Source organism: Pseudomonas kitaguniensis (assembly GCF_049199985.1).
GTDB classification, from domain to species: Bacteria; Pseudomonadota; Gammaproteobacteria; order Pseudomonadales; family Pseudomonadaceae; genus Aquipseudomonas; species Aquipseudomonas kitaguniensis.
The window spans coordinates 245,747-268,127 of record NZ_JBLZPT010000003.1; the positions used below are offsets into that span (position 1 = coordinate 245,747).

Below are 22,381 nucleotides of genomic sequence, written 5' to 3' on the forward strand. Positions count from 1 at the left end.
GTTTTTTTTTTTTTTTTTTTTTTTTTTTCTTTGTTTTCTTTTTTTTTTTTTTTATAATTATACTAACACCCCACCCCCCCCCCCCCCCCCCCCCCCCCCCCCCCCCCCCCCCCCCCCCCACAAAGGCAGCTTTTGCTGCTTTATCCAAATAACCTATGCGCACTCAATCTAGAGCACCGGCGCAGCCGCCGTCAGCTTCGGCTGGCGATACAAGTCCAGCAGCACCTGATCCAGCACCGACGAGGCGCCCCAAGGCTTCGAATCGTTGAGGATCGCAACCACTACCCAGCTGTTCCCATTGTTGTCGCGACTAAACCCGGAAATAGCGCGCACTGTGTTCAGAGTGCCCGTTTTAACGTGAGCTTCCCCACGCATGGCGGTGGTTTTCAGACGCTTGCGCATCGTGCCGTCGGTGCCTGCAATCGGCAGCGAGCTGATGTATTCCGCCGCATACGGGCCTCTCCACGCAGCCTGCAGCATCGCGGCCATCTCGCGCGCGCTGACCCGTTCGGCGCGGGACAGGCCAGAGCCGTTCTCCATCACCAGGTGCGGCGCAGTAATGCCCTTTTTCGCCAACCACTGGCGCACCACACGTTGCGCCGCCTTGGCGTCGTCGCCGTCGGCATCGTTGCGAAACTGCGCGCCGAGGCTCAGGAACAACTGCTGGGCCATGGTGTTGTTACTGTATTTATTGATGTCGCGGATGATTTCCGCCAGGTCCGGCGAAAACGCACGGGCCAGCACCTTGGCGTCCTTGGGCACTGGCGCCTGAATGTCACGGCCCTGAATAGTGCCGCCCAATTCTTTCCAGATCGCGCGCACGGCGCCGGCGGTGTAGGTGGCGTGGTCGAGCAGCGACAAGTAGGTCTGCGAACTGCAGCCATCGCCCAACTGCCCGCTGACGGTCACGGTAACGCTGCCATCGGCGGCGGTTACCGGGCTGTAGCGCACGTCGCCGGTGCACTGCTTGGCGTTGGACACTTTCACCTGGTTGTCGATGCGAATGCTCGCGATCGGCGGCTCGACCGACACGATTACCCGGCCCGAATCATTACGGGTGACAAAGCGCAGGGCTTTGAGGTTGACCAGCAGGGCATCCGGCTTGACCAGGAACGGTTTGTTCTCATCGTTGCCGTCGTCATTGAATTCGGGCAATTGCGGCGGGTTGAAGAAGCTGCGGTCCAGCACCAGGTCGCCGGTGACTTGTTGCACGCCGTTGGCGCGCAGGTCGCGCATCAACAGCCAGAGTTTTTCCATGTTCAGCTTGGGGTCGCCGCCGCCCTTGAGGTACAGGTTGCCGTGCAACACGCCACCGCTGAGGGTGCCGTCGGTGTAGAACTCGGTTTTCCACTGGTGGTTGGGGCCGAGCATTTCCAGGGCCGCGTAAGTGGTGACCAGTTTCATGGTAGAGGCCGGGTTCACCGAAACATCGGCGTTGAACACGGTCGGCGTGCCGGGGCCGGTGAGGGGCAACATCACCAGCGACAGCGAGGTATTGGGTATTTTGGCCTTCTGCAGGGCCTGCTGAACATTCGGCGGCAGGGTGGTATTGATCGGCGCGGCAGTCACGGAAAAGGCCAGTGGCAGAAGAAAGCTGGCGAGTAGTGCTGAACGAAAAGACTGAGGACGTAAAGAAAGGCAACGCAACGATTTGATCATAACGAATAAGACCCTGCAGCGGAAAGGGCGAAAAAAGGCGAGGGGTATGTAAGAAAATCCCTCATTGGTCACGAAAGTGTCGGCATTATGCCCCAAGGTGGAGCCAGTTGTAGCTGAACGATAGCTGCAAATCAGCGTTTTTTTTAGCGGCTATGGGCCGCCTGTCTTAGAGAGTCGGGCAATCGTCACCTTAAACTGCTAAAGTGCCGCCCGTTATTACTTATGAGGATTGTTCCAATGGCGACTAACCGTTCCCAGCGTCTGCGCAAAAAACTGTGCGTTGATGAATTTCAAGAGCTGGGTTTCGAACTGAACCTGGACTTCAAAGAAGGCCTGAGTGAAGAAGCTATCGACGCTTTCCTCGAAGCATTCATCAAAGAAGCCATGGAAGCCAACGGTCTGGGCTATGTCGGCGGCGACGACTACGGTCTGGTTTGCCTGCAGAAGCGTGGCTCGGTCTCCGAAGAGCAGCGTGCTGCTGTTGAAGCTTGGCTGAAAACCCGTTCCGAGCTGACCAAGGCTGAAGTCAGCCCGTTGCTGGACGTGTGGTATCCGGAAAAGCCGATCAACGCGGCTAAGTGATACTGAAAAAACGGCGACCCTCGGGTCGCCGTTTTTTTATGCCTTGCGCCCGTTCAAAATCAGCAGCGTCAACACGCCCGCCACAATCCCCCAAAATGCCGACCCGATAGAAAACAACGTCAAGCCTGACGCAGTGACCATAAAGGTGATCAGCGCCGCTTCGCGTTCCTTCGGCTCATTCATCGCGATGCTCAAGCCATTGATGATCGAGCCAAACAACGCCAGCGCCGCAATCGACAGCACCAGCTCCTTGGGCAAGGCTGCAAACAATGCCGCCAAGGTCGCGCCAAATACCCCGGCAATGCCGTAGAACACCCCGCACCACACGGCAGCGGTGTAGCGCTTGTTGCGGTCTTCATGGGCATGCGGCCCGGTGCAGATGGCTGCACTGATCGCTGCTAAATTGATCCCGTGGGAGCCGAAGGGTGCGAGCACCAACGAGGCCAGACCCGTCACTGTGATCAATGGCGAGGCGGGCACGGTGTAGCCGTCGGCGCGCAACACGGCGACGCCGGGCATGTTCTGCGAGGTCATCGCCACCACGAACAGCGGGATGCCGATGCTGATGGTTGCCGCCAGCGAGAAGTGCGGCGTGGTCCATACCGGCGTTGCCACTTCCAGGTGAAAGTGGCTGAAATCCAGCAGCCCCATCACGCCCGACAGCACGCTGCCGATCACCAGCGCAGCCAGCACTGCATAACGCGGCGACAGGCGCTTGATGATCAGGTAAGTAAAAAACATCCCCAGCACCAGCCCGGTGCGATGTTGGGCGGCGACGAAAATCTCGCTGCCGATCTTGAACAGAATTCCCGCCAGCAAGGCCGCCGCCAGCGATGCCGGAATGCGCTTGACGAGTTTTTCGAAGCTGCCGGTCAGCCCGCAGAGCGTCACCAGCACTGCGCAGGTGACGTAGGCGCCAATCGCCTCGCCGTAACTCACGCCGCCCAGGCTTGTGATCAACAGCGCCGCGCCCGGCGTCGACCATGCAATGGTGATTGGCGTGCGATAGCGCAGCGACAGGCCGATGCTGCACACCGCCATGCCGATGGAGATGGCCCAGATCCACGAGGAAATCTGCGCCGTGGTCAGCCCGGCGGCTTGACCGGCCTGGAACATCAGCACCAGCGAACTGGTGTAACCGGTCATCATCGCAATAAAGCCTGCGACAACGGCCGACGCAGAGGTGTCGGCCAGCGGGCGCAAAGGCGCTTGGGTGGCGTCGGTCATGGGGCGGTGTTCCTTTTACCAGGGTGTTTGCCGGTGAAGGCGCAGATTCAAGCCTAAACTTAAACGCAACGAGCCATTGCAATACAGCCGGGGCCGCAAACAGCCGTACAGTGTGTTGGCGCATTCGGTTGTGTACAATATGCCGTGTTTTTAGGTGATACTTGCCAGCGGCTCGCCGTTGCCGTATTACCGTTAATTCGCCGCCGTTCTCCAAACCCGAGTGCCCATGAACGAACAGTTGCAACCTCTCAAGAAACAACCGCGAGCCGGCAAGGTCGGTCGCACCGGAACCCAGGACGACATCGTCTACGCGCATATCTTCGAGGCAATCCTTGAGCAGCGCCTGGCACCCGGAACCAAATTGAGTGAAGAGGCACTGGGCGAAATCTTTGGCGTCAGCCGCACCATCATTCGCCGAGCGCTGTCGCGCCTGGCCCATGAAGGCGTGGTGTTGCTGCGGCCCAATCGCGGCGCGGTAGTGGCCAGCCCGAGTGTCGAAGAAGCGCGTCAGGTATTCCTGGCCCGGCGTCTGGTCGAGCGGGCGATCACGGAGTTGGCGGTGCAGCACGCTACCGCCGAGCAGTTGGCCGAGTTGCGCCAGATGGTCAACGACGAGCGCGACAGCTTCTCGCGTGGCGATCGCGGTGCCGGTATCCGCCTCTCCGGCGAATTCCATTTGAAGTTGGCAGAAGCGGCAAAAAACGCACCGCTGATCAGCTTCCAGCGCAGCCTGGTGTCGCAGACCTCGTTGATCATCGCCCAGTACGAAAGCGGCAACCGCTCGCACTGTTCCTACGATGAACACACCCAGTTGATCGATGCGATCGAAGCGCGGGACGCGGTGCTGGCGGTGAACCTGATGATGCACCACATGGATCACATCGACAGCAAACTCAACCTCGATGAGGAAAGCGCGTCGGATGATTTGCACGCGGTGTTCTCGCACCTGTTGCAGACCAAAAAGCCAGGGCGCTCCTCAGTAAAACTGTAATTTCCCTGACTCACCAGGGCCAAGAAATGTGCGAGCGGGCTTGCTCGCGAATGCGGTAGATCAGTCAATGCATCTGGTGACTGACACTCCGTATTCGCGAGCAAGCCCGCTCCCACATTTGTTTCTCGGTGTGCTTTAGATCAGCGTTGATGCACGAGATTGCCGGCCGCGTAGGTCTGCAGAATCGCCCGGTCATCCCCCAGCGTCATCAACACAAACAACGTCTCGGCAATGCTGTTCGCCTGCTTCAAGCGATAGCTCAGCAGCGGCGTCGCGTTGTAGTCCAGCACTAAAAAGTCCGCGTCGTTGCCTGGCTGCAAGGTGCCGATCTTGTCTTCCAAACGCAGGGCCCGCGCGCCGCCCAAAGTCGCCAGGTACAGCGACTTGAATGGGCTCAACCGTGCGCCCTGCAACTGCATGACCTTGTACGCTTCGTTCAGCGTTTGCAGGAGCGAGAAGCTGGTGCCGCCGCCGACGTCCGTGCCCAGGCCCACGTTCAACTTGTGTTTCTCGGCCATCGGCAGGTTGAACAAACCACTGCCAAGGAACAGGTTCGAGGTCGGGCAGAACGCCACCGCCGAACCGGTTTGCGCCAACCGTGCGCACTCGTCATCACACAGGTGCACGCCATGGGCGAACACCGAGCGTTCACCGAGCAATTGGTAGTGGTCGTACACATCCAGATAGCCGCTGCGCTCCGGGAACAGCTCCTTCACCCATTCGACTTCCTGGGTGTTCTCACTGATGTGCGTCTGCATATACAAGCCCGGATACTCGCCGAGCAGTTGCCCGGCCAGCGCCAACTGCGCAGGTGTGCTGGTCGGTGCAAAGCGCGGCGTCACCGCATAGTGCAGGCGGCCTTTGCCGTGCCAGCGCTCGATCAGCGCCTTGCTTTGCTGGTAGCCGGTTTCGGCGGTGTCGGTCAAATAGTCCGGCGCGTTGCGGTCCATCATCACCTTGCCGGCGATCATGCGCAGGTCGAGTTTTTGCGCCGCTTCAAAAAACGCGTCCACCGACTGCGGGTGCACACTGCCAAACACCAGCGCGGTGGTGGTGCCGTTGCGCAGCAGTTCCTTGATGAAAATATCGGCGACTTCTTCGGCATGGGCCGTGTCGGCGAACTGGCTTTCACACGGGAACGTGTAGGTGTTGAGCCAGTCCAGCAACTGCTCGCCATAGGCGCCGATCATGCCGGTTTGCGGCAGGTGGATGTGCGTGTCGATCAGGCCGGGGGTGATCAGTGCATCCGGGTAATGCGTCACGGTGATGTCGGCGGGCAGGCTCGCCAGTAAGTCACTGGCGTGGCCCAAGGCGCTGATCTGGCCGTTATCGATCACCAGCAGGCCGTCTTCAAAATACTCATAAGAGGCGTCGACGCCCACCTCGGCAGGGTCGGCGATGCTGTGCAGGATGGCGGCTCGGTAGGCTTTGCGAGTCAAAGGCATGGTTATCTCAATACTTGGCAACAGAAGCTTGGCTGCGGCGTGAAGCTGGCAGCAGTTTGGCAATCGGTTCGGCGCTCGCAGTGTGCTGGCCGAAATTCGCGTTATAGGTGGCGATGATTTCGCCGGCGATAGAGATCGCAATCTCCACCGGCAATTTGCCCTTGACCTCGCTGAGGCCCATGGGGCAACGCATGCGTTGCATGTGTGCAGTGTCGAAGCCGCGATCACGCAGGCGGTGTTCGAACTTGACCCGTTTGGTCTTCGAGCCGATCAGGCCGAAGTAGGTAAAGTCATTGCGCTTGAGCAGGGCGGCGGTCAGTTCCAGGTCCAGCGCGTGATTGTGGGTCATGACGATGCAGTAACTGCCCACGGGCAAGTCGGCAATTTCGTCGACCGGGTCTTCGCTGACGATTTTACGCACGCCTTGCGGGATATGTTGCGGAAACTCCTGATCACGCGAATCGATCCAGCGTACCCGGCACGGCAGGCTGGCCAGCAGCGGCACCAGCGCGCGGCCAACATGGCCTGCGCCAAACACGGCGATTTGCGCCTGCACCTGGCCCATCGGTTCGAACAGCAGCACGGTCACGCCGCCGCAGCATTGGCCCAGGCTTGCGCCGAGGCTGAAACGTTCAAGATGGGTGTTCTGTTGGCCGCGCACGAGCATGTCCCGGGCGATCTGCATCGCCTTGTATTCCAGGTGCCCACCACCGATGGTGTCGAAGGTCTGCGCGGCGCTGATAACCATCTTCGAACCGGCATTGCGCGGCGTCGAGCCGAGCTCCTCGATGATGGTCACCAGTACGCAGGGCTCACCCTGGTTTTGCAGGTCGGCAAGGGCGCTGATCCAGTTGTTCATGTTTACCTCAACATTTCTGTTGTCAGTTCGGCCATCATCGGGGGCAAGCCCCCTCCCACATTTAGAGCGGCGAGTACATTCCAGTGTGGGAGGGGGCTTGCCCCCGAGGGTGGCGCCTCGATCTAAAGCGACGCCATCTCGGTATCAGCCTCAACCACCTTCGCCACAGTCAATTGGCGCATTTGTTCGCACCCCCACAACACCCGCTCAGGCGTGGCTGGCGCGTCGATGTTGGGCTGATGCCGATAGTCGCCCAAGCTCGCCACGGCGTCCTTGATCGCACACCACGAGGCAATACCGAGCATAAACGGCGGCTCGCCGACCGCCTTGGAATGGAACACCGTGTCTTCCGGGTTCTTGCGGTTTTCCACCAGATTCACGCGCAAATCCAGCGGCATGTCCGCAACGGCGGGGATCTTGTAGCTGGCCGGCCCGTTGGTCATCAACTTGCCTTTGTTGTTCCACACCAGCTCTTCCATGGTCAGCCAGCCCATGCCCTGAATAAAGCCGCCCTCGACCTGGCCGATGTCGATGGCCGGGTTCAGCGAGGCGCCCACATCGTGGAGGATGTCGGTGCGCAGCATCTTGTACTCGCCCGTCAGGGTGTCGACGATCACCTCGCAACAGGCCGCGCCGAACGCAAAATAATAGAACGGCCGACCACGCGCCTGGCTGCGGTCGTAGAAGATTTTCGGGGTTTTGTAGAAGCCCGTGCTCGACAGCGACACCTGACCGAAATACGCCTGCTGAATCAGCGCCTCAAACGTCAGGATCTGCTCACGCACGCGCACATGGCCGTTGCGAAATTGCACATCCGCTTCACTCACGTCGTACTTGCGCGCGGCGAATTCCACCAGGCGTTGCTTGATGGTTTCGGCGGCGTTCTGCGCGGCCTTGCCGTTCAGGTCGGCGCCGCTGGACGCAGCGGTCGGCGAGGTGTTGGGCACTTTGTCGGTGTTGGTCGCAGTGATCTGCACGCGGTCGATGTCAACCTGGAACACTTCGGCCACTACCTGCGCAACCTTGGTGTTCAACCCCTGGCCCATCTCGGTGCCACCGTGGTTGAGGTGGATGCTGCCGTCGGTGTAGATATGAATCAGCGCACCCGCCTGATTGAGGAAGCTTGCGGTGAACGAAATGCCGAATTTAACCGGGGTCAGCGCCAGGCCTTTTTTCAGGATCGGGCTGTGCGCGTTGTACAAGCGAATCGCCTCACGGCGCTCGGCGTATTGGCTGCTGGCCTCAAGCTCGGCGGTCATTTCTTCGAGCATGTTGTGCTCGACGGTCTGGTAGTAATGGGTGACGTTGCGCTCGGTCTTGCCGTAGTAGTTGGCCTTGCGCACGGCCAGCGGGTCCAGGCCCAAGTGGCGGGCGATGGTGTCCATCACTTCTTCAATGGCGACCATGCCTTGCGGGCCGCCGAAGCCGCGGTAAGCGGTGTTGGAGGCGGTGTTGGTCTTGCAGCGATGACCGTTGACGATGGCGTCGCCCAGGTAATACGCGTTGTCGGCGTGGAACATTGCGCGGTCGACAATCGAGTTCGACAGGTCCGGCGAGCAGCCGCAGTTACCTGCCAGTTCCAGGTTAATACCGTGCAGGCGGCCGCTGTCGTCAAAGCCCACATCGTATTCAATATAGAAGGGGTGGCGCTTGCCGGTCATCAGCATGTCTTCGACGCGCGGCAGGCGCATTTTAGTCGGCTGGCCGGTGAGGCGCGCGACCACCGCGCACAGGCACGCAGGGCTCGCCGCCTGGGTTTCTTTGCCGCCGAAACCGCCGCCCATGCGGCGCATGTCGACCACGATTTTGCTCATCGACACGTCGAGCACTTCGGCCACCAGCTTCTGCACTTCGGTGGGGTTTTGCGTGGAGCAGTAGACGATCATGCCGCCGTCTTCGGTGGGCATCACCGACGAAATCTGCGTCTCCAGGTAAAAGTGTTCCTGGCCGCCGATGTGCAAGGTGCCCTGCAGGCGGTTCTTCGCCGTGGCCAGCGCGCCCGCCGAATCACCGCGTTGGTGGGTGTGGCTGTCGAGCACGAAATGCTTGTTGCGAAACGCCTCGACCACGTCCAGCACCGGCTCCAGGTCTTCGTATTCGATCACCGCGGCCATCGCGGCTTTGCGCGCGGTTTCCAGGTCGCGGGCGGCAACCGCCAGCACCACTTGGCCGACGAATTGCACCGTGTCGATGGCCAGCAACGGGTCGCCGGGCAACAGCGGGCCGATGTCTTTCAGGCCCGGCACGTCTGCGTGCGTGATAGCGATGCGCACGCCGTCAAACGCATAGCAGGGCGCGGTGTCGATGCTGATGATTCTGGCGTGCGCGCGGTCGGACATGCGCGCGTACAGGTGCAACTGATTAGGGAATTCCAGGCGGTCATCGATGTACTGCGCTTCGCCGCTGACGTGTTTGGCGGCGCTGTCATGCTTGACGCTGCGGCCGACGCCTGAGGTCAGATCCTGGGCAAACAGCTCGGCGAGTTCGGCCTGGGTTTTTACCACGGCGTGATGGTTAGACATAAGCGGTCACCCGAGTCTCGATGTGCGGCGTTTGCAGTTCGATGAAGTATTTGCGCAGCAGGTTTTGCGCGCTGAGCAGGCGGTATTCCTTGCTCGCGCGAAAGTCTGACAGCGGGGTGAAATCCTCGGCCAAGGCGGCGCAGGCTTTTTCTACGGTGGCGCAATTCCATGTGGCGCCGACCAGCACCGCCTCGCAGCTTTTAGCGCGTTTGGGCGTGGCGGCCATACCGCCGAAGGCAACACGCGCCTCGCGGATCACGCCGTTCTCAAGCTTCAGGTTGAAGGCCGCGCACACCTTAGAAATATCATCGTCCAGGCGCTTGGAAACCTTGTAGGCGCGAAACAAGGTATGGCCCTTGGGCACGATGATCTTCTCGATGAACTCGCTGTCTTGGCGCGCGGTGACCCGGTAGTCGATAAAGTAGTCTTCCAGCGCCAGGGTGCGGCGCGCAGTGCCTTTGCACAGCACGATTTGCGCGCCCAGCGCGATCAGCAACGGCGGCGAATCACCAATCGGCGATGCGTTGCCGATGTTGCCGCCCAAGGTGCCCTGGTTGCGTATTTGCAGCGAGGCGAAGCGCTGCAGCAGCTCGCCAAAATCCGCGTATTCGTGGTGCAGCGCGCTGTAGCAATCAGACAGCGCGGTGGCGGCGCCGATTTCCAGGCGGTCGTCAAACGACTCGATGCGCTTCATCTCCTCGATGTTGCCGACGTAGATCATCACCGGCAAGCTGCGGTGAAACTGCGTCACTTCGAGTGCCAAATCCGTCCCGCCAGCGAGTAGCCGTGCTTGCGGGTAAGCGTCGTAAAGGTCGGCCAGGTCGGCGACGGTCAGCGGCACCAGGCAGCGCTTGTCACCGCTGTTGAGTTCGCCGGTGTGGGTTGGCGCGATGGCTTTGAGGCGAGCAATGGTCTGCGCCTCACGGCTGTCGAACTGGTCGTGGGGCTTGTTGCAGCAGGCCCGTTCGGCGGCCGCCAGAATCGGCCGATAGCCAGTGCAGCGGCACAGGTTGCCGGCCAGCGCTTCATGGGCTTTTTGGCTGTCGGGGGCGTCGCTGTTTTTTTGCAGGGCAAACAACGACATCACAAAACCTGGCGTGCAAAAACCGCATTGCGAGCCGTGGCACTCGACCATGGCTTGCTGAACGCTGTGCAGTTGGCCTTGATGTTTGAGGTCTTCGACGCTGATCAGTTGTTTGCCGTGCAATGACGACACAAACGTCAGGCAGGAGTTGAGGCTGCGATAACGAATCTGCTCGGTGCCTTGCGCGTCGCTGTGCAACTCGCCGACTACCACGGTGCACGCGCCGCAATCGCCGCTGGCGCAGCCTTCCTTGGTCCCGGGTTTGCCCACGTGTTCGCGCAAATAGTTGAGCACGGTGAGGTTCGGGTCCAGGGCGTGCTCGCTACGGAGTTCCTGGTTAAGTAAAAACTGGATCACGGAAGGCCTCACAGAGTCGTTATTGTTGTAAACCGCATTGCGCCGAATCTAGTCATGTCTGACTTTTCGGTCAATGAGTTTCTGACCTGAGGGTCAAGAAATTGCGATCACAACACCTTTAATTAAAGCCCAGTCTTTTGCAGCCAGTGTTTTTGCCGGCTTTCAGGCTTCTTCTGGTGATTGATCTTTGCTTATTTCATGCCAAATTCGCCAAGGTGGGCGTAGCGCCATCAGCGGGCCAATGCGCTACACTGCCGCGCTTGTACCGATAGAAGATTTTGAAGGGAAAACATGACGTTCAAGGCGCCGGACAGTCTCGCCGAGCAAATCGCTCACCACCTCGCCGAACGTATTATTCGCGGCGATCTCAAGCCTGGAGAGCGGATCCAGGAGCAGAAGGTCACGCTGGCGCTGAATGTCAGCCGTGGTTCTGTGCGCGAAGCCTTATTGATCCTTGAACGCCGCCACCTCGTCGCCATCCTGCCGCGCCGTGGCGCCCACGTTACCGAACTCACCGCGCACAAGGTGCAGAGCCTGTGCACGCTGATGGGCGAGCTGTACATTCTGCTGGGCAATGCGGTGGCCGAGGGCTGGCAGGTGCAGGCCGACATGGCGCCGTTCCTGCACATCCAGCAACGCCTGGTGAGCAGTTTCGAGCGTGAGGACATCCGCGCCTTCGTCGAAGAAAGCTTCAACGTGATGCGTGCTGCGTACCCCTTCGCCAATAACCCGTATTTGCAGGAAACCGTCGATAACCTGCAACCGGCGATGAGCCGCGCCTATTACTTGGCGCTGGAACAGCGCAAGGCAGAGATGAGCGAGTACCTGGCGTTGTTCGAGCAATTGCTCGCGGCCGTGCTGGCGCGTGACCTGACGCAGATCCGCCTGGTGCTGTCGGCCTACTGCCACCGCAGCAGCGCGTTGGTCATCGCTGCGTTGGCGGACGCCTAAACGTGCGGCTCAAGTGCATCAAACTGGCGGGGTTCAAATCCTTCGTCGACCCGACCACGGTGAACTTCCCCAGTAACATGGCGGCGGTGGTGGGGCCCAATGGCTGCGGCAAGTCGAACATCATCGACGCCGTACGCTGGGTGATGGGCGAGAGCTCGGCGAAAAACCTGCGTGGCGAGTCGATGACCGATGTCATCTTCAACGGCTCCACCAGCCGCAAACCGGTGAGCCAGGCCAGCATCGAACTGGTGTTTGATAACTCCGACGGCACGCTGGTCGGCGAATACGCGGCGTACGCGGAAATTTCCATCCGCCGCAAGGTCACGCGCGACAGCCAGAACAGCTACTTCCTCAACGGCACCAAGTGCCGCCGTCGCGACATTACCGATATTTTCCTCGGCACCGGCCTCGGCCCGCGCAGCTACTCGATCATCGAGCAGGGCATGATCTCCAAGCTGATCGAGGCCAAGCCCGAAGACCTGCGTAACTTTATCGAAGAAGCGGCCGGCATCTCCAAGTACAAGGAGCGCCGCCGCGAAACCGAAAACCGTATCCGCCGCACCCATGAAAACCTCGCCCGCCTGACTGACCTGCGTGAAGAGCTGGAGCGTCAACTTGAGCGCTTGCACCGCCAGGCCCAGGCCGCCGAGAAGTATCAGGAATACAAGGGCGAAGAGCGTCAGCTCAAGGCGCAACTGTCGGCGTTGCGCTGGCAGGCACTGAACGATCAGGTGGGCCAGCGCGAAGCAATTATCGGCACCCAGGAAATCAGCTTTGAAGCATTGGTGGCCGAACAACGCAATGCCGACGCGAGTATCGAGCGCCTGCGCGACGGGCACCATGATCTGTCCGAGCGCTTCAATCTGGTGCAGGGGCGCTTCTATTCGGTGGGCGGCGATATTGCCCGCGTCGAGCAAAGCATCCAGCACGGCCAGCAGCGGCTGCGCCAGTTGCAGGATGATTTGAAGGAGGCCGAGCGCGCGCGCCTCGAAACCGAATCGCACCTGGGCCATGACCGTACTTTATTGCTGACCCTCGGCGAAGAGCTGGACATGCTCACCCCCGAGCAGGAAATCACCAGCGCCGCAGCCGAAGAAGCCGCCGCTGCGCTGGAAGAGTCCGAGACCACCCTGCACGGTTGGCAGGAGCGCTGGGACACCTTCAACCTGCACTCCGCCGAACCGCGGCGTCAGGCCGAGGTGCAGCAGTCGCGCATCCAACAGTTGGAAACCAGCATGGAGCGCTTGGCCGAACGCCAGCGCCGCTTGCAGGAGGAGCGCGTATTGCTCGCCGCCGACCCGGAAGACGCGGCGATCATGGCGTTGAGCGAGCAACTGGCCGAAAGCGAGATGACGCTGGAGGAGTTGGAAGCCAGCGAAGAACAGCAAGTGGAGCGCCTGGAGCAATTGCGTCAGCAACTGCACCACGCGACCCAGGCCCAGCAGCAAGCGCAAGGCGATTTGCAGCGGCTGAACGGTCGCTTGGCCTCACTTGAAGCGTTGCAGCAAGCCGCGCTCGACCCCGGCACCGGCACCGCCGAATGGCTGCGCGACCAGCACTTGGCCGAGCGCCCACGCCTGGCTGAAGGCTTGACAGTAGAAGCGGGTTGGGAGCTGGCGGTAGAAACCGTGCTCGGCGCCGACCTGCAGGCCGTGCTGGTGGACGATTTTGGCGACTTTGACCTGGCCGGTTTCGCCCAGGGCGATTTGCGTTTGCTCAGCCCGGCCGCCGATGGCACCCGCGTGCCCGGCAGTTTGCTGGACAAGGTCGAGGCGGCGATTGACCTGTCGCCGTGGCTGGGCCAGGTTCGGCCGGTTGAAACACTTGAGCAGGCCCTGGCCCAGCGCAGTCAACTGGCCGCCGGCGAAAGCCTGATCAGCCGCGACGGCTACTGGGTCGGCCGGCACTTTTTGCGCGTGCGGCGCGCCAGCGATGCGCAAAGCGGCGTATTGGCGCGCGGGCAAGAAATCGTCAGCCTGAGCGCCGAGCGCGAAGAGCGTGAAGCCACCCTCGAAAGCCTTGAAACCGAACTGCAAACCCTGCGCGCCACGCAGCGCCAGCAAGAGACCGGCCGCGAACACCTGCGCCGCCTGTTGCAGGACGAAGCACGCCAGCAAGGCGAGCTGAAAGCACAATTGTCGGCGAGCAAGGCCAAGGTCGAGCAACTGACCCTGCGCCGCACTCGCCTCGACGAAGAGGTCGTGGAAATGGCCGAGCAGCGCGCCCTCGAACACGAGCAAATCGGCGAAGCGCGCCTGCAGTTGCAAGACGCCCTCGACAGCATGGCCCTCGACACCGAGCAGCGTGAGCTGCTGTTGGCCGAGCGCGACAGCCTGCGCGAACGCCTCGACCGCGTGCGCCAGGAAGCCCGCCAGCACAAGGACCACGCGCACCAATTGGCGGTGCGCCTCGGCTCGTTGCGCGCTCAACACACGTCCACCGCCCAAGCGCTTGAGCGCCTGGAAATGCAGTCCGAACGCCTCACCGAAAAGCGCGAGCAACTGAGCCTCAACCTGGAGGAGGGCGAAGCGCCGCTTGAAGAGCTGCGGCTCAAGCTTGAAGAGTTGCTCGACAAGCGCATGACGGTCGACGAAGAACTCAAGACTGCGCAGATCGCCCTGGAAGATGCCGACCGCGAACTGCGTGACGCCGAAAAGCGCCGCACCCAGGCCGAGCAGCAATCGCAACTGATTCGCGGCCAACTCGAACAACAGCGCATGGAATGGCAAGCCTTGACCGTGCGCCGCAAAACCCTGCAAGACCAATTGCTGGAAGACGGCTACGACCTGCACGGCGTACTTAATACGCTGACCGCCCAAGCCAACGAAAAAGATGCCGAAGAAGAACTTGAGCGCATTGCGGCGCGCATCCAACGGCTGGGCGCGATCAACCTTGCGGCCATTGATGAGTACCAGCAGCAGTCCGAGCGTAAACGCTATCTGGATGCGCAGAACGCCGACTTGGTCGAAGCGCTGGACACCCTGGAAAACGTGATTCGCAAGATCGACAAGGAAACGCGTAATCGTTTCAAAGATACCTTTGATCAGATTAATGGCGGTTTACAGGCGTTATTCCCGAAAGTTTTCGGCGGTGGCAGCGCTTACTTGGAACTGACGGGCGAAGATCTACTCGATACAGGGGTGACGATCATGGCGCGGCCGCTGGGCAAGAAGAACAGCACCATCCATTTGTTGTCCGGTGGTGAAAAAGCCCTGACCGCATTGGCGCTGGTATTTGCCATCTTCAAGCTGAACCCGGCGCCGTTTTGCATGCTCGACGAAGTTGATGCGCCGCTGGATGACGCTAACGTCGGGCGCTATGCACGGTTGGTCAAAGAGATGTCGCAGACCGTGCAGTTCATCTACATCACGCACAACAAGATCGCCATGGAAATGGCGGACCAGTTGATGGGCGTCACGATGCACGAGCCGGGTTGTTCGCGGTTGGTGGCGGTGGATGTGGAAGAGGCGATGGCGATGGTGGACGCCTAGCGGCGTAGCGGCAAGCGGCAAGCTACAAGCTAAAAGCTAAAAGCCGACTCACTTGCAGCTTATAGCTTGTAGCTTGCAGCTTGCAGCTATCACCTTGTAGCTCACCGTTGGCGGGGTTAGTCAGATATCTTCCCGAGGGTAGAAAAATGGCAAACCGACACACTTCTCGCCAACGGTGTAACGGTCGTGCTAGTTTAATGTCAAATTTTCGTGTGCGTGGGCAAAACGTCAGTCAGAACATAGAGTTGGCGCCACGTTTTAAAGCGGTTTGCACGGTGCTAAACCCCTTATTTTTCAGCATTTTTTATTAGAGGCACGGGATTACATGGAAATCGGTCTGCGCGAGTGGCTGATCGTCATCGGCATTATTGTCATTGCCGGTATTCTTTTTGATGGCTGGCGCCGCATGCGCGGTGGCAAGGGCAAGCTTAAATTCCGTTTGGACCGCAACCTGTCCAACTTGCCCGACGACGACGGCAGTGCCGAGTTGCTGGGGCCACCGCGTGTGCTGGACACCCATAAAGAGCCGCAACTGGACGAGCATGACTTGCCGTCGATGAGCGCGCCTATGCGTGAAGCGCGTGAACCCACCGCCAAGCGTGGCAAGCGCGGGAGCGCGGCGGTGGCTGAGCCGCATCAGGGTGACTTGAACCTCGACGCCGATGACGGCCCGAGCTTCAGCAGCCGCGACGACGATTTCCCTGACGAGGCGCCGGCCAAAAGCGCGCCACGCCAATCGGTGAACGACCAGCCGGCCGCCGAAGAAGTGTTGGTGATCAGCGTGATCTGCCGCGACACCGCCGGCTTCAAAGGCCCGGCGTTGTTGCAGAATATTCTGGAAAGCGGCCTGCGTTTCGGCGAAATGGATATTTTCCACCGTCACGAAAGCATGGCCGGTAACGGCGAAGTGCTGTTCTCGATGGCCAATGCGGTCAAGCCGGGCACCTTTGACCTGGACGATATTGACCTGTTCAGCACCCCGGCGGTGAGCTTCTTCCTCGGCCTGCCAGGCCCGCGTCACCCCAAGCAAGCGTTCGACGTGATGGTGGCCGCAGCCCGCAAGCTGTCGCAGGAACTCAACGGCGAGCTTAAGGATGACCAACGCAGCGTGCTCACCGCCCAGACCATCGAACACTACCGCCAGCGCATCGTTGAGTTTGAGCGTCGCGCTCTGACACAAAAACGCTGAGGATTGCTTCACAGCGTTGTCGATAGAATAAGCGCACTACCATTTGAGCAGCTTCGGCTGCTCTTTTGCTTTCTGAGAGAACACCCATGACCGCCGCCCACACCCGCATCCTTGAATTGCGCGCTGAACTGGATCAGCACAATTACCGCTACCACGTCCTCGATGAGCCGAGCATCCCGGACGCCGAGTATGATCGGTTGTTCCACGAGCTCAAGGCGCTGGAAGCGGCGCACCCGGAGCTGGTCACGCGTGATTCTCCGACACAGCGGGTCGGCAGCGCGGCGCTCTCGGCGTTTACTCAGGTGAAGCATGAGACGCCGATGCTCAGCCTCGGCAACGCCTTCGATGAAACCACGATGCTGGAGTTTGATCGCCGGGTTACCGAAGGTCTCGACCTGCCGGTGGGCGATCTGTTTGGCGCTGGCGCGGCGGTCGAATACAGCTGCGAGCCGAAGCTGGACGGCCTGGCGGTCAGCTTGCTGTATCAAGATGGCGAACTGGTGCGCGGTGCCACGCGCGGTGATGGCACCACCGGCGAAGACATCAGCGTCAACGTGCGCACCGTGCGCAACATCCCGTTGAAGCTGCACGGCAGCGGCTGGCCGGCGACCCTGGAAGTGCGCGGCGAAGTGTTCATGTCAAAAACCGGTTTCGAGCGGCTGAACGCCTCGCAACTGGAAGTGGGCGGCAAGACCTTTGCCAACCCGCGCAATGCCGCCGCCGGCAGCCTGCGCCAGTTGGACTCGAAGATCACCGCCAGCCGCCCGCTGGAATTCTGCTGCTATGGCGTGACCACCGACATCAGCGACACGCATATTGGCAACCTGCACCAATTGCAGAAGTGGGGCATGCCGATCAGCCATGAACTGAAGCTGGCCAAGGGTATTCAGGATTGCCTGGACTACTACCGCGACATCGGCGAGCGGCGTAACAGCCTGCCGTATGAAATCGACGGCGTGGTGTTCAAGGTCAACAGCATCGCCTCCCAGCGTGAACTGGGCTTTCGCGCGCGTGAGCCGCGCTGGGCCATTGCGCATAAATTCCCTGCGATGGAAGAACTGACCGAGCTGCTTGACGTGGAATTCCAGGTTGGCCGTACGGGGGCGGTGACCCCGGTGGCACGCTTGAAGCCGGTCAAGGTGGCGGGAGTGACTGTCTCCAACGCCACCTTGCATAACATGGATGAGGTCGCACGTTTGGGCGTGATGATCGGCGACACCGTGATCATCCGCCGCGCCGGTGATGTGATCCCGCAGGTGGTTTCGGTGGTGCTTGAACGCCGCCCCGAAACGGCCCGCGCCGTGCCGATCCCCGAGCGCTGCCCGGTGTGCGGCTCCCACGTGGAGCGCACGCAGCTGGTCAAGCGCAGCAAGGGCAAGGAAACCGTCAGCGAAGGCGCGGTGTACCGCTGCGTTGGCCGCCTGGCCTGTGGCGCGCAGCTCAAGCAGGCGATTATCCACTTCGTCTCGCGCCGCGCCATGGACATCGACGGCCTGGGCGATAAAACCATCGAGCAGTTGGTGGACGAAAAGCTCATCGGTTCGCCGGCCGACCTCTACAAACTCAAGTATGAGCAGATTATCGACCTGGAAGGCTTTGCCGATATTTCCAGCAAGAAGCTGATCACGGCCATCGACAACAGCAAGACGCCGACCCTGGCGCGGTTTATCTACGCCTTGGGCATTCCCGATGTGGGCGAGGAAACAGCCAAGGTGCTGGCGCGCTCGCTGGCGTCGCTGGCGCGCGTGCAGCAGGCCTTGCCCGAAGTGCTGACCTACCTGCCGGACGTTGGCCTGGAAGTGGCGCACGAGATTCACAGCTTTTTTGAAGACGGCCATAACCAGCAAGTGATCGGCGCATTGCTGTCGCCGGATGAATGCGCCTTGCAATTGCAGGAGCAGGGCGACCTGAGCGCCGAGTTCGCCGCCAGCACCACCTTGGGCGGTTTGCTCGACAAGCTGCACGTGCCAAGCGTCGGCCCCGGCGCCGCGCAAAAACTCGCGGATAAATTCACCACCCTCGAAGGCGTGATCAAGGCGGACTGGCTCGACATGCGCCAGGCGCTGCCCGAGAAGCAGGCCAAGGCGGTGCGCGACTTTTTTGATAACGCAGACAATGCCCATCGCGCCCTCGCCATTGAGCAGCAGCTCAAGGACTTTGGCATGCACTGGCAGAGCGAAAAAAAGGTCGTCGAAGGCTTGCCGGAAGCCGGGCACACTTGGGTGCTGACCGGCTCGCTGGAGCTGATGAGCCGCGATGTGGCCAAGGACAAGCTCGAAAGCCTCGGCGCCAAGGTGGCGGGTTCGGTGTCGGCGAAGACGCATTGCGTGGTGGCGGGGCCGGGCGCCGGTTCGAAACTGGCCAAGGCCAGCGAGCTGGGGCTCAAGGTGCTGGATGAGGAGGCGTTTGTGGCGTTCCTGGCCACACACAACATCAGCGTCTGATCGTTTGCCGGGGCGACGCAGCATGCTCCCGTTGGGCTGCAAGGCAGCCCCTTGAATAAAGTGGAACGATTTTAAGGGCTGAATGATCTAGTCTTGGTCACCCAGGGAGAGATCGCCATGTTCCGCTATTTCGAGCAACTCAGTTCACGCATCGCCGCGCCGTTCATGGTCGAATCCTCGCGCAACAGCAAGGTCTGGCAATGCCGTTGCGGGCAAGCACTGTTCTTTCGCAACAGCCAGTGCCTGGCGTGCCAGGCACTGCTGGGTTACCAGCCGCAACAGAGTCGGTTAGCCTCGCTGCAACCTGGCCCCGTCGCCGGCACCTGGCTACAAGACGACAACCTCGATGCCGGCGCCTTTCGCCGCTGCGCCAACCTTGACACCCCGGCTGCGTGTAACTGGCTGATCCCGGCCCACAGCACTGCGACACTGTGCGTGGCGTGCAGCCTGAATCGTACGATCCCCGACCTCTCGATTCTGGAAAACGCCGAGCGCTGGCGCAAAGTCGAAACGGCCAAGCGCCGGCTGGTCGCGCAACTGATCGGCCTGGGCCTGCAAGTGCTGCCCAAAAGCGTCGACGAGGCCACCGGCCTGGCCTTCGATTTTGTCGGCGTTGACCTGCAAGGCAACGCGCCGACCACCGGCCACGCCAACGGCTTGATCACCCTCGACATCAAAGAGGCCGACGACGCCCACCGCGAGAAGATCCGCGTGCAGATGCGCGAACCCTACCGCACCTTGCTCGGCCACTTTCGCCATGAGGTCGGCCATTACTACTGGGACCGGCTGATCGCCAACAGCCATTGGCTCGAACCGTTTCGTAACCTGTTCGGCGACGAACGCGCCAGTTACGCCGATGCTCTGGACCAGCATTACCAGGAAGGCCCGCGCCCCGACTGGCAGCAAACCTGTGTCAGCGCCTACGCGACCATGCACCCTTGGGAAGATTGGGCCGAAACCTGGGCCCACTACCTGCACATGATGGATGCCGTCGACACCGCGCTGGGCTTTGGCATGAGCGCCCGCGAGATGGACCTGGATTACCTGCCGTTCCCGCTGTCCAGCCTGTATGACCCCGAACACCCGGGCGGTGCGGCGTTTTTGTCGTTCGTCAACGCGTGGATCGAACTGGCGGGCATGCTCAACGAACTGTCACGCAGCATGGGCCAGCCAGATTTCTACCCGTTCGTGCTGCCGCCGGCGGTGATCGCCAAACTGCACTTTATTCACTTGGTGATCCAGGAAGAGGGCGGCAGGGCGGATAAAGCCGTTCTGCTGTAGTCGCAAGCACGCCCCGGCCTGCCGGGATCTGTACGAAACCAGTGGGCAAGTGCTTGAACCATCGAATATTTTTAATCTGGCACCAACGGTTGTAACTTCCGATCAGATCGGTACAATGGCCCCGCTTGCCGAGAGGCAAGCGTCGTTATGGTGACCCCATCGGTCCCCCCGCAACGATTACCCGTGAACCTGGTCAGAGCCGGAAGGCAGCAGCCACAGCGGGAACATTGTGTGCCGGGGTGTGGCTGGTGGGGTTGCCTCCATAACGCTCTTCCTTGCTGCAACCCGCCTGTTTCAAATCAAAAAATCTCTCTTTCGTTCACCTGCCCAGTCTTGTTGGCAGCGCTGACGGCTTTGCGCTGGACAACCTCCAGCCGCCTGCTAGCTTCAATCATGCGTATTTTTAAAAAAACCGTGGTGCTGGAGTAGTAAGGAAGTGATGGCGCCCATTTCTTGGACAAGGATGATTGCCATGAACAGCCCTCAAAGTTTACCCCCGCGCATCACTGCCTCAGTCGGCACCCTTGGCAAGGCGCGCAATGTGCCTGCCGATATTCAGTACATTCAGCGACTGTTTAATCTGATCACGCCCAAACCCGCTGTGCGCTTGCTGGAGAACGGCAAGTGCGACGCGCAGTTGGTGCGCCGCATCAGCGATTATCAGTCGAGTCGCCTCAATGTCAGCCGGCCCGACGGTGTGATTGACCCGGCAGGCCGCACGTTTAACAGCCTGGTCGAGGATATGCGCAAGGCGCAGGCGGGGGCTCAGGCGCCCGAAAGTCTGCCCCCGCCGGTGCAGCCTGAACCAGACAAGCGGCAGTTGGTCACGCGCGCCACCTGTGACGGTAGCGTGGTCCTCACCGGGGCTGACTTTCAGGGCGCCGCCGCGCAATTGGGCAATGGTATTTCGGTGAATCTCATCAAGGCGTTTGCCACGGTCGAATCGGGTGGGCGCTCAGGGTTCGGGCCAGCCAAAATGCCGGTGATCGCGTTTGAGGGGCACATCTTTCGCAAGTACACCCAGCGCAAGTACGACGCCAGCTATCCCTTGTTGTCGTACCCGTATAAAGAGCCGGCCGGCGCGCAATGGCGAGCCAATAACAAGGACCAGGCGAAGGCTTGGGAAACCCTGATTGCAGCGTTTAACCTGGACCCGAACGCGGCGCTGATGTCGGCGTCCTGGGGCATGTTTCAGATAATGGGTTTCAACTTCGCCGCCTGCGGATACGCGTCCGTGGTCGAATATGTCACCGTGATGAAGGTCAATGCCGGCCAGCAATTGATGGCGTTCGTCGGCTTTTGCCGCAAGAACCCGGCGTTGGTCAGAGCCATGAAGAACAAGGACTACGTGGGCATGGCTTCCCTTTATAACGGCAAGGACTACGGCGACTACGACAAACGAATCAAAAAAGCCTTTGATGCGCTGGAGAAAAAATAGCAGCGCGGTAATGGCTCCTCGCAGTGTTGCGCCCCGCGTTGGTAACGGTCTCACCGGCAGCAACGCCGGATGGACAACCCAAAGCCGTCTTGGTAGTTTCCGCCAGCCACCTCTACCACGCCGCGCACCGGCTGCGGTCAGCCCTTGACGATGACGTACTCAGGCCCGCACCGCACTTGAAGGGAAAAATACTATGAGTCGTTTTCTAGCCATTGGCGTGTTGTCGTTGTGTGCCATGGTGCCTGCAGTGTCCAGCGCCGCCGAGTTGCATTCGGGCCAGTACGAAGGGCTGATGCTGGCGGTGACGCCCGAGCATCAGGTGGAGGGCTTTTACGCGCAAGAGATGGGCGAAGGTGTGAGCCGTAATTGCGCCTTCTACTTGCAAGGCAAGCCCGAAGCGCTGACTACCTGGCTCGACGAGGCCTATCCCGGCAGCGTGGCGGCGGCGTCCGAGGGCGTGACGTTGACGGTGGAGCAGGGGCGCCAGCATCCCGGCTGCTTCAGCGTATTGATGCCTGAAATTGCCAGCGGGCTGGAACTGACCCAAACCGTCGCCAGGCAATGGATCGGCCTTGTGACCGTGACTGCCGACAAGGCTCACCTGCTGGAAGCACCAGGCGCCAACGCCGACAAGCGCCCGTATATCGTCAAGGGTGATGTAGTCGGTGTGCTGGCAGCCAAGGACGGCTGGGCTCAGGTTGAGTTCACCAATGCCAAGGGCCGTTCGTTCACCGGTTGGATCAGCCAGGATCAATACAACCGGGTGTCTGCGCCCAATAGCTGAGTAGCGCCTCGGGTTGCGTGAGCGAGCCGTGGACGCCGCAGTGTGCCAAGCACACCGCGGCGTTTTTGTGTGTGCGG

General features: G+C 60.6%; 16 protein-coding genes and 1 other RNA gene. 10 read left to right on the plus strand and 7 right to left on the minus strand.

Annotated features, from left to right (window positions below; all coding sequences use genetic code 11):
• Window positions 1-168 precede the first annotated feature (168 nt).
• Window positions 169-1,659: a D-alanyl-D-alanine carboxypeptidase/D-alanyl-D-alanine endopeptidase gene (gene dacB / locus ACOZK9_RS06580; RefSeq protein WP_099240647.1), complete on the minus strand. Its 1,491-nt coding sequence runs from the start codon at window positions 1,657-1,659 to the stop codon at window positions 169-171.
• Between the two features lie 237 nt (window positions 1,660-1,896).
• On the opposite strand from dacB, the gene ACOZK9_RS06585 reads away from it, so the two are divergent.
• On the plus strand, window positions 1,897-2,241 hold the full coding sequence (locus ACOZK9_RS06585; protein ID WP_010208515.1) for a YggL family protein: 345 nt from the start codon (window positions 1,897-1,899) through the stop codon (window positions 2,239-2,241).
• Between the two features lie 36 nt (window positions 2,242-2,277).
• Here ACOZK9_RS06585 and ACOZK9_RS06590 read toward each other — a convergent pair whose 3' ends face one another.
• Window positions 2,278-3,468: a benzoate/H(+) symporter BenE family transporter gene (locus ACOZK9_RS06590; protein ID WP_421555480.1), complete on the minus strand. Its 1,191-nt coding sequence runs from the start codon at window positions 3,466-3,468 to the stop codon at window positions 2,278-2,280.
• Between the two features lie 226 nt (window positions 3,469-3,694).
• Here ACOZK9_RS06590 and ACOZK9_RS06595 point away from each other — a divergent pair, with 226 nt between their 5' ends.
• Window positions 3,695-4,459 (plus strand): GntR family transcriptional regulator, encoded by a 765-nt coding sequence (locus ACOZK9_RS06595; protein ID WP_058412252.1) that lies wholly within the window; start codon window positions 3,695-3,697, stop codon window positions 4,457-4,459.
• Window positions 4,460-4,599: 140 nt separating this feature from the next.
• On the opposite strand, the gene guaD is transcribed toward ACOZK9_RS06595, so the two are convergent.
• From guaD to xdhA, 4 genes are all read right to left on the minus strand, one after another.
• A complete protein-coding gene (guaD, locus tag ACOZK9_RS06600; RefSeq protein WP_421555481.1) occupies window positions 4,600-5,904 on the minus strand; it encodes a guanine deaminase in 1,305 nt (434 codons plus the stop codon).
• A 7-nt stretch (window positions 5,905-5,911) separates the two neighbouring features.
• Entirely contained in the window at window positions 5,912-6,763 is an 852-nt protein-coding gene (xdhC, locus tag ACOZK9_RS06605) for a xanthine dehydrogenase accessory protein XdhC (RefSeq protein WP_152749844.1), read from the minus strand.
• A gap of 122 nt (window positions 6,764-6,885) precedes the next feature.
• Entirely contained in the window at window positions 6,886-9,285 is a 2,400-nt protein-coding gene (xdhB, locus tag ACOZK9_RS06610; protein WP_421555482.1) for a xanthine dehydrogenase molybdopterin binding subunit, read from the minus strand.
• On the minus strand, window positions 9,278-10,726 hold the full coding sequence (gene xdhA, locus ACOZK9_RS06615; protein WP_421555483.1) for a xanthine dehydrogenase small subunit: 1,449 nt from the start codon (window positions 10,724-10,726) through the stop codon (window positions 9,278-9,280). Before xdhA ends, xdhB begins: the two co-directional genes overlap by 8 nt.
• Window positions 10,727-11,017: 291 nt before the next feature.
• Between xdhA and ACOZK9_RS06620 the strand changes: the two genes are divergently transcribed.
• From ACOZK9_RS06620 to ffs, 6 genes are all read left to right on the plus strand, one after another.
• Complete coding sequence (locus ACOZK9_RS06620) at window positions 11,018-11,677, plus strand: GntR family transcriptional regulator (RefSeq protein ID WP_152749840.1); 660 nt, start codon at window positions 11,018-11,020, stop codon at window positions 11,675-11,677.
• A 2-nt stretch (window positions 11,678-11,679) separates the two neighbouring features.
• Window positions 11,680-15,168 (plus strand): chromosome segregation protein SMC, encoded by a 3,489-nt coding sequence (gene smc / locus ACOZK9_RS06625; protein WP_421555484.1) that lies wholly within the window; start codon window positions 11,680-11,682, stop codon window positions 15,166-15,168.
• A 325-nt stretch (window positions 15,169-15,493) separates the two neighbouring features.
• On the plus strand, window positions 15,494-16,357 hold the full coding sequence (zipA, locus tag ACOZK9_RS06630; RefSeq protein ID WP_152745642.1) for a cell division protein ZipA: 864 nt from the start codon (window positions 15,494-15,496) through the stop codon (window positions 16,355-16,357).
• 86 nt (window positions 16,358-16,443) lie between these two features.
• Window positions 16,444-18,801 carry an NAD-dependent DNA ligase LigA gene (gene ligA, locus ACOZK9_RS06635; RefSeq protein ID WP_152749838.1) on the plus strand — a complete coding sequence of 786 codons (2,358 nt, stop codon included), beginning with the start codon at window positions 16,444-16,446 and terminating at the stop codon, window positions 18,799-18,801.
• A 117-nt stretch (window positions 18,802-18,918) separates the two neighbouring features.
• Entirely contained in the window at window positions 18,919-20,082 is a 1,164-nt protein-coding gene (locus ACOZK9_RS06640) for a zinc-binding metallopeptidase family protein (protein WP_152745638.1), read from the plus strand.
• A 157-nt stretch (window positions 20,083-20,239) separates the two neighbouring features.
• Window positions 20,240-20,336: signal recognition particle sRNA small type (gene ffs / locus ACOZK9_RS06645), an RNA gene on the plus strand.
• 45 nt (window positions 20,337-20,381) lie between these two features.
• On the opposite strand, the gene ACOZK9_RS06650 is transcribed toward ffs, so the two are convergent.
• Window positions 20,382-20,543: a hypothetical protein gene (locus tag ACOZK9_RS06650; protein WP_161936693.1), complete on the minus strand. Its 162-nt coding sequence runs from the start codon at window positions 20,541-20,543 to the stop codon at window positions 20,382-20,384.
• Between the two features lie 11 nt (window positions 20,544-20,554).
• Here ACOZK9_RS06650 and ACOZK9_RS06655 point away from each other — a divergent pair, with 11 nt between their 5' ends.
• Together ACOZK9_RS06655 and ACOZK9_RS06660 are read left to right on the plus strand one after the other, a co-directional pair.
• Window positions 20,555-21,520, plus strand: coding sequence for an N-acetylmuramidase family protein (locus ACOZK9_RS06655; RefSeq protein ID WP_152749836.1), 966 nt, complete (start codon window positions 20,555-20,557; stop codon window positions 21,518-21,520).
• 193 nt (window positions 21,521-21,713) lie between these two features.
• Window positions 21,714-22,304, plus strand: coding sequence for an SH3 domain-containing protein (locus ACOZK9_RS06660; protein WP_152749834.1), 591 nt, complete (start codon window positions 21,714-21,716; stop codon window positions 22,302-22,304).
• Window positions 22,305-22,381: the final 77 nt, after the last annotated feature.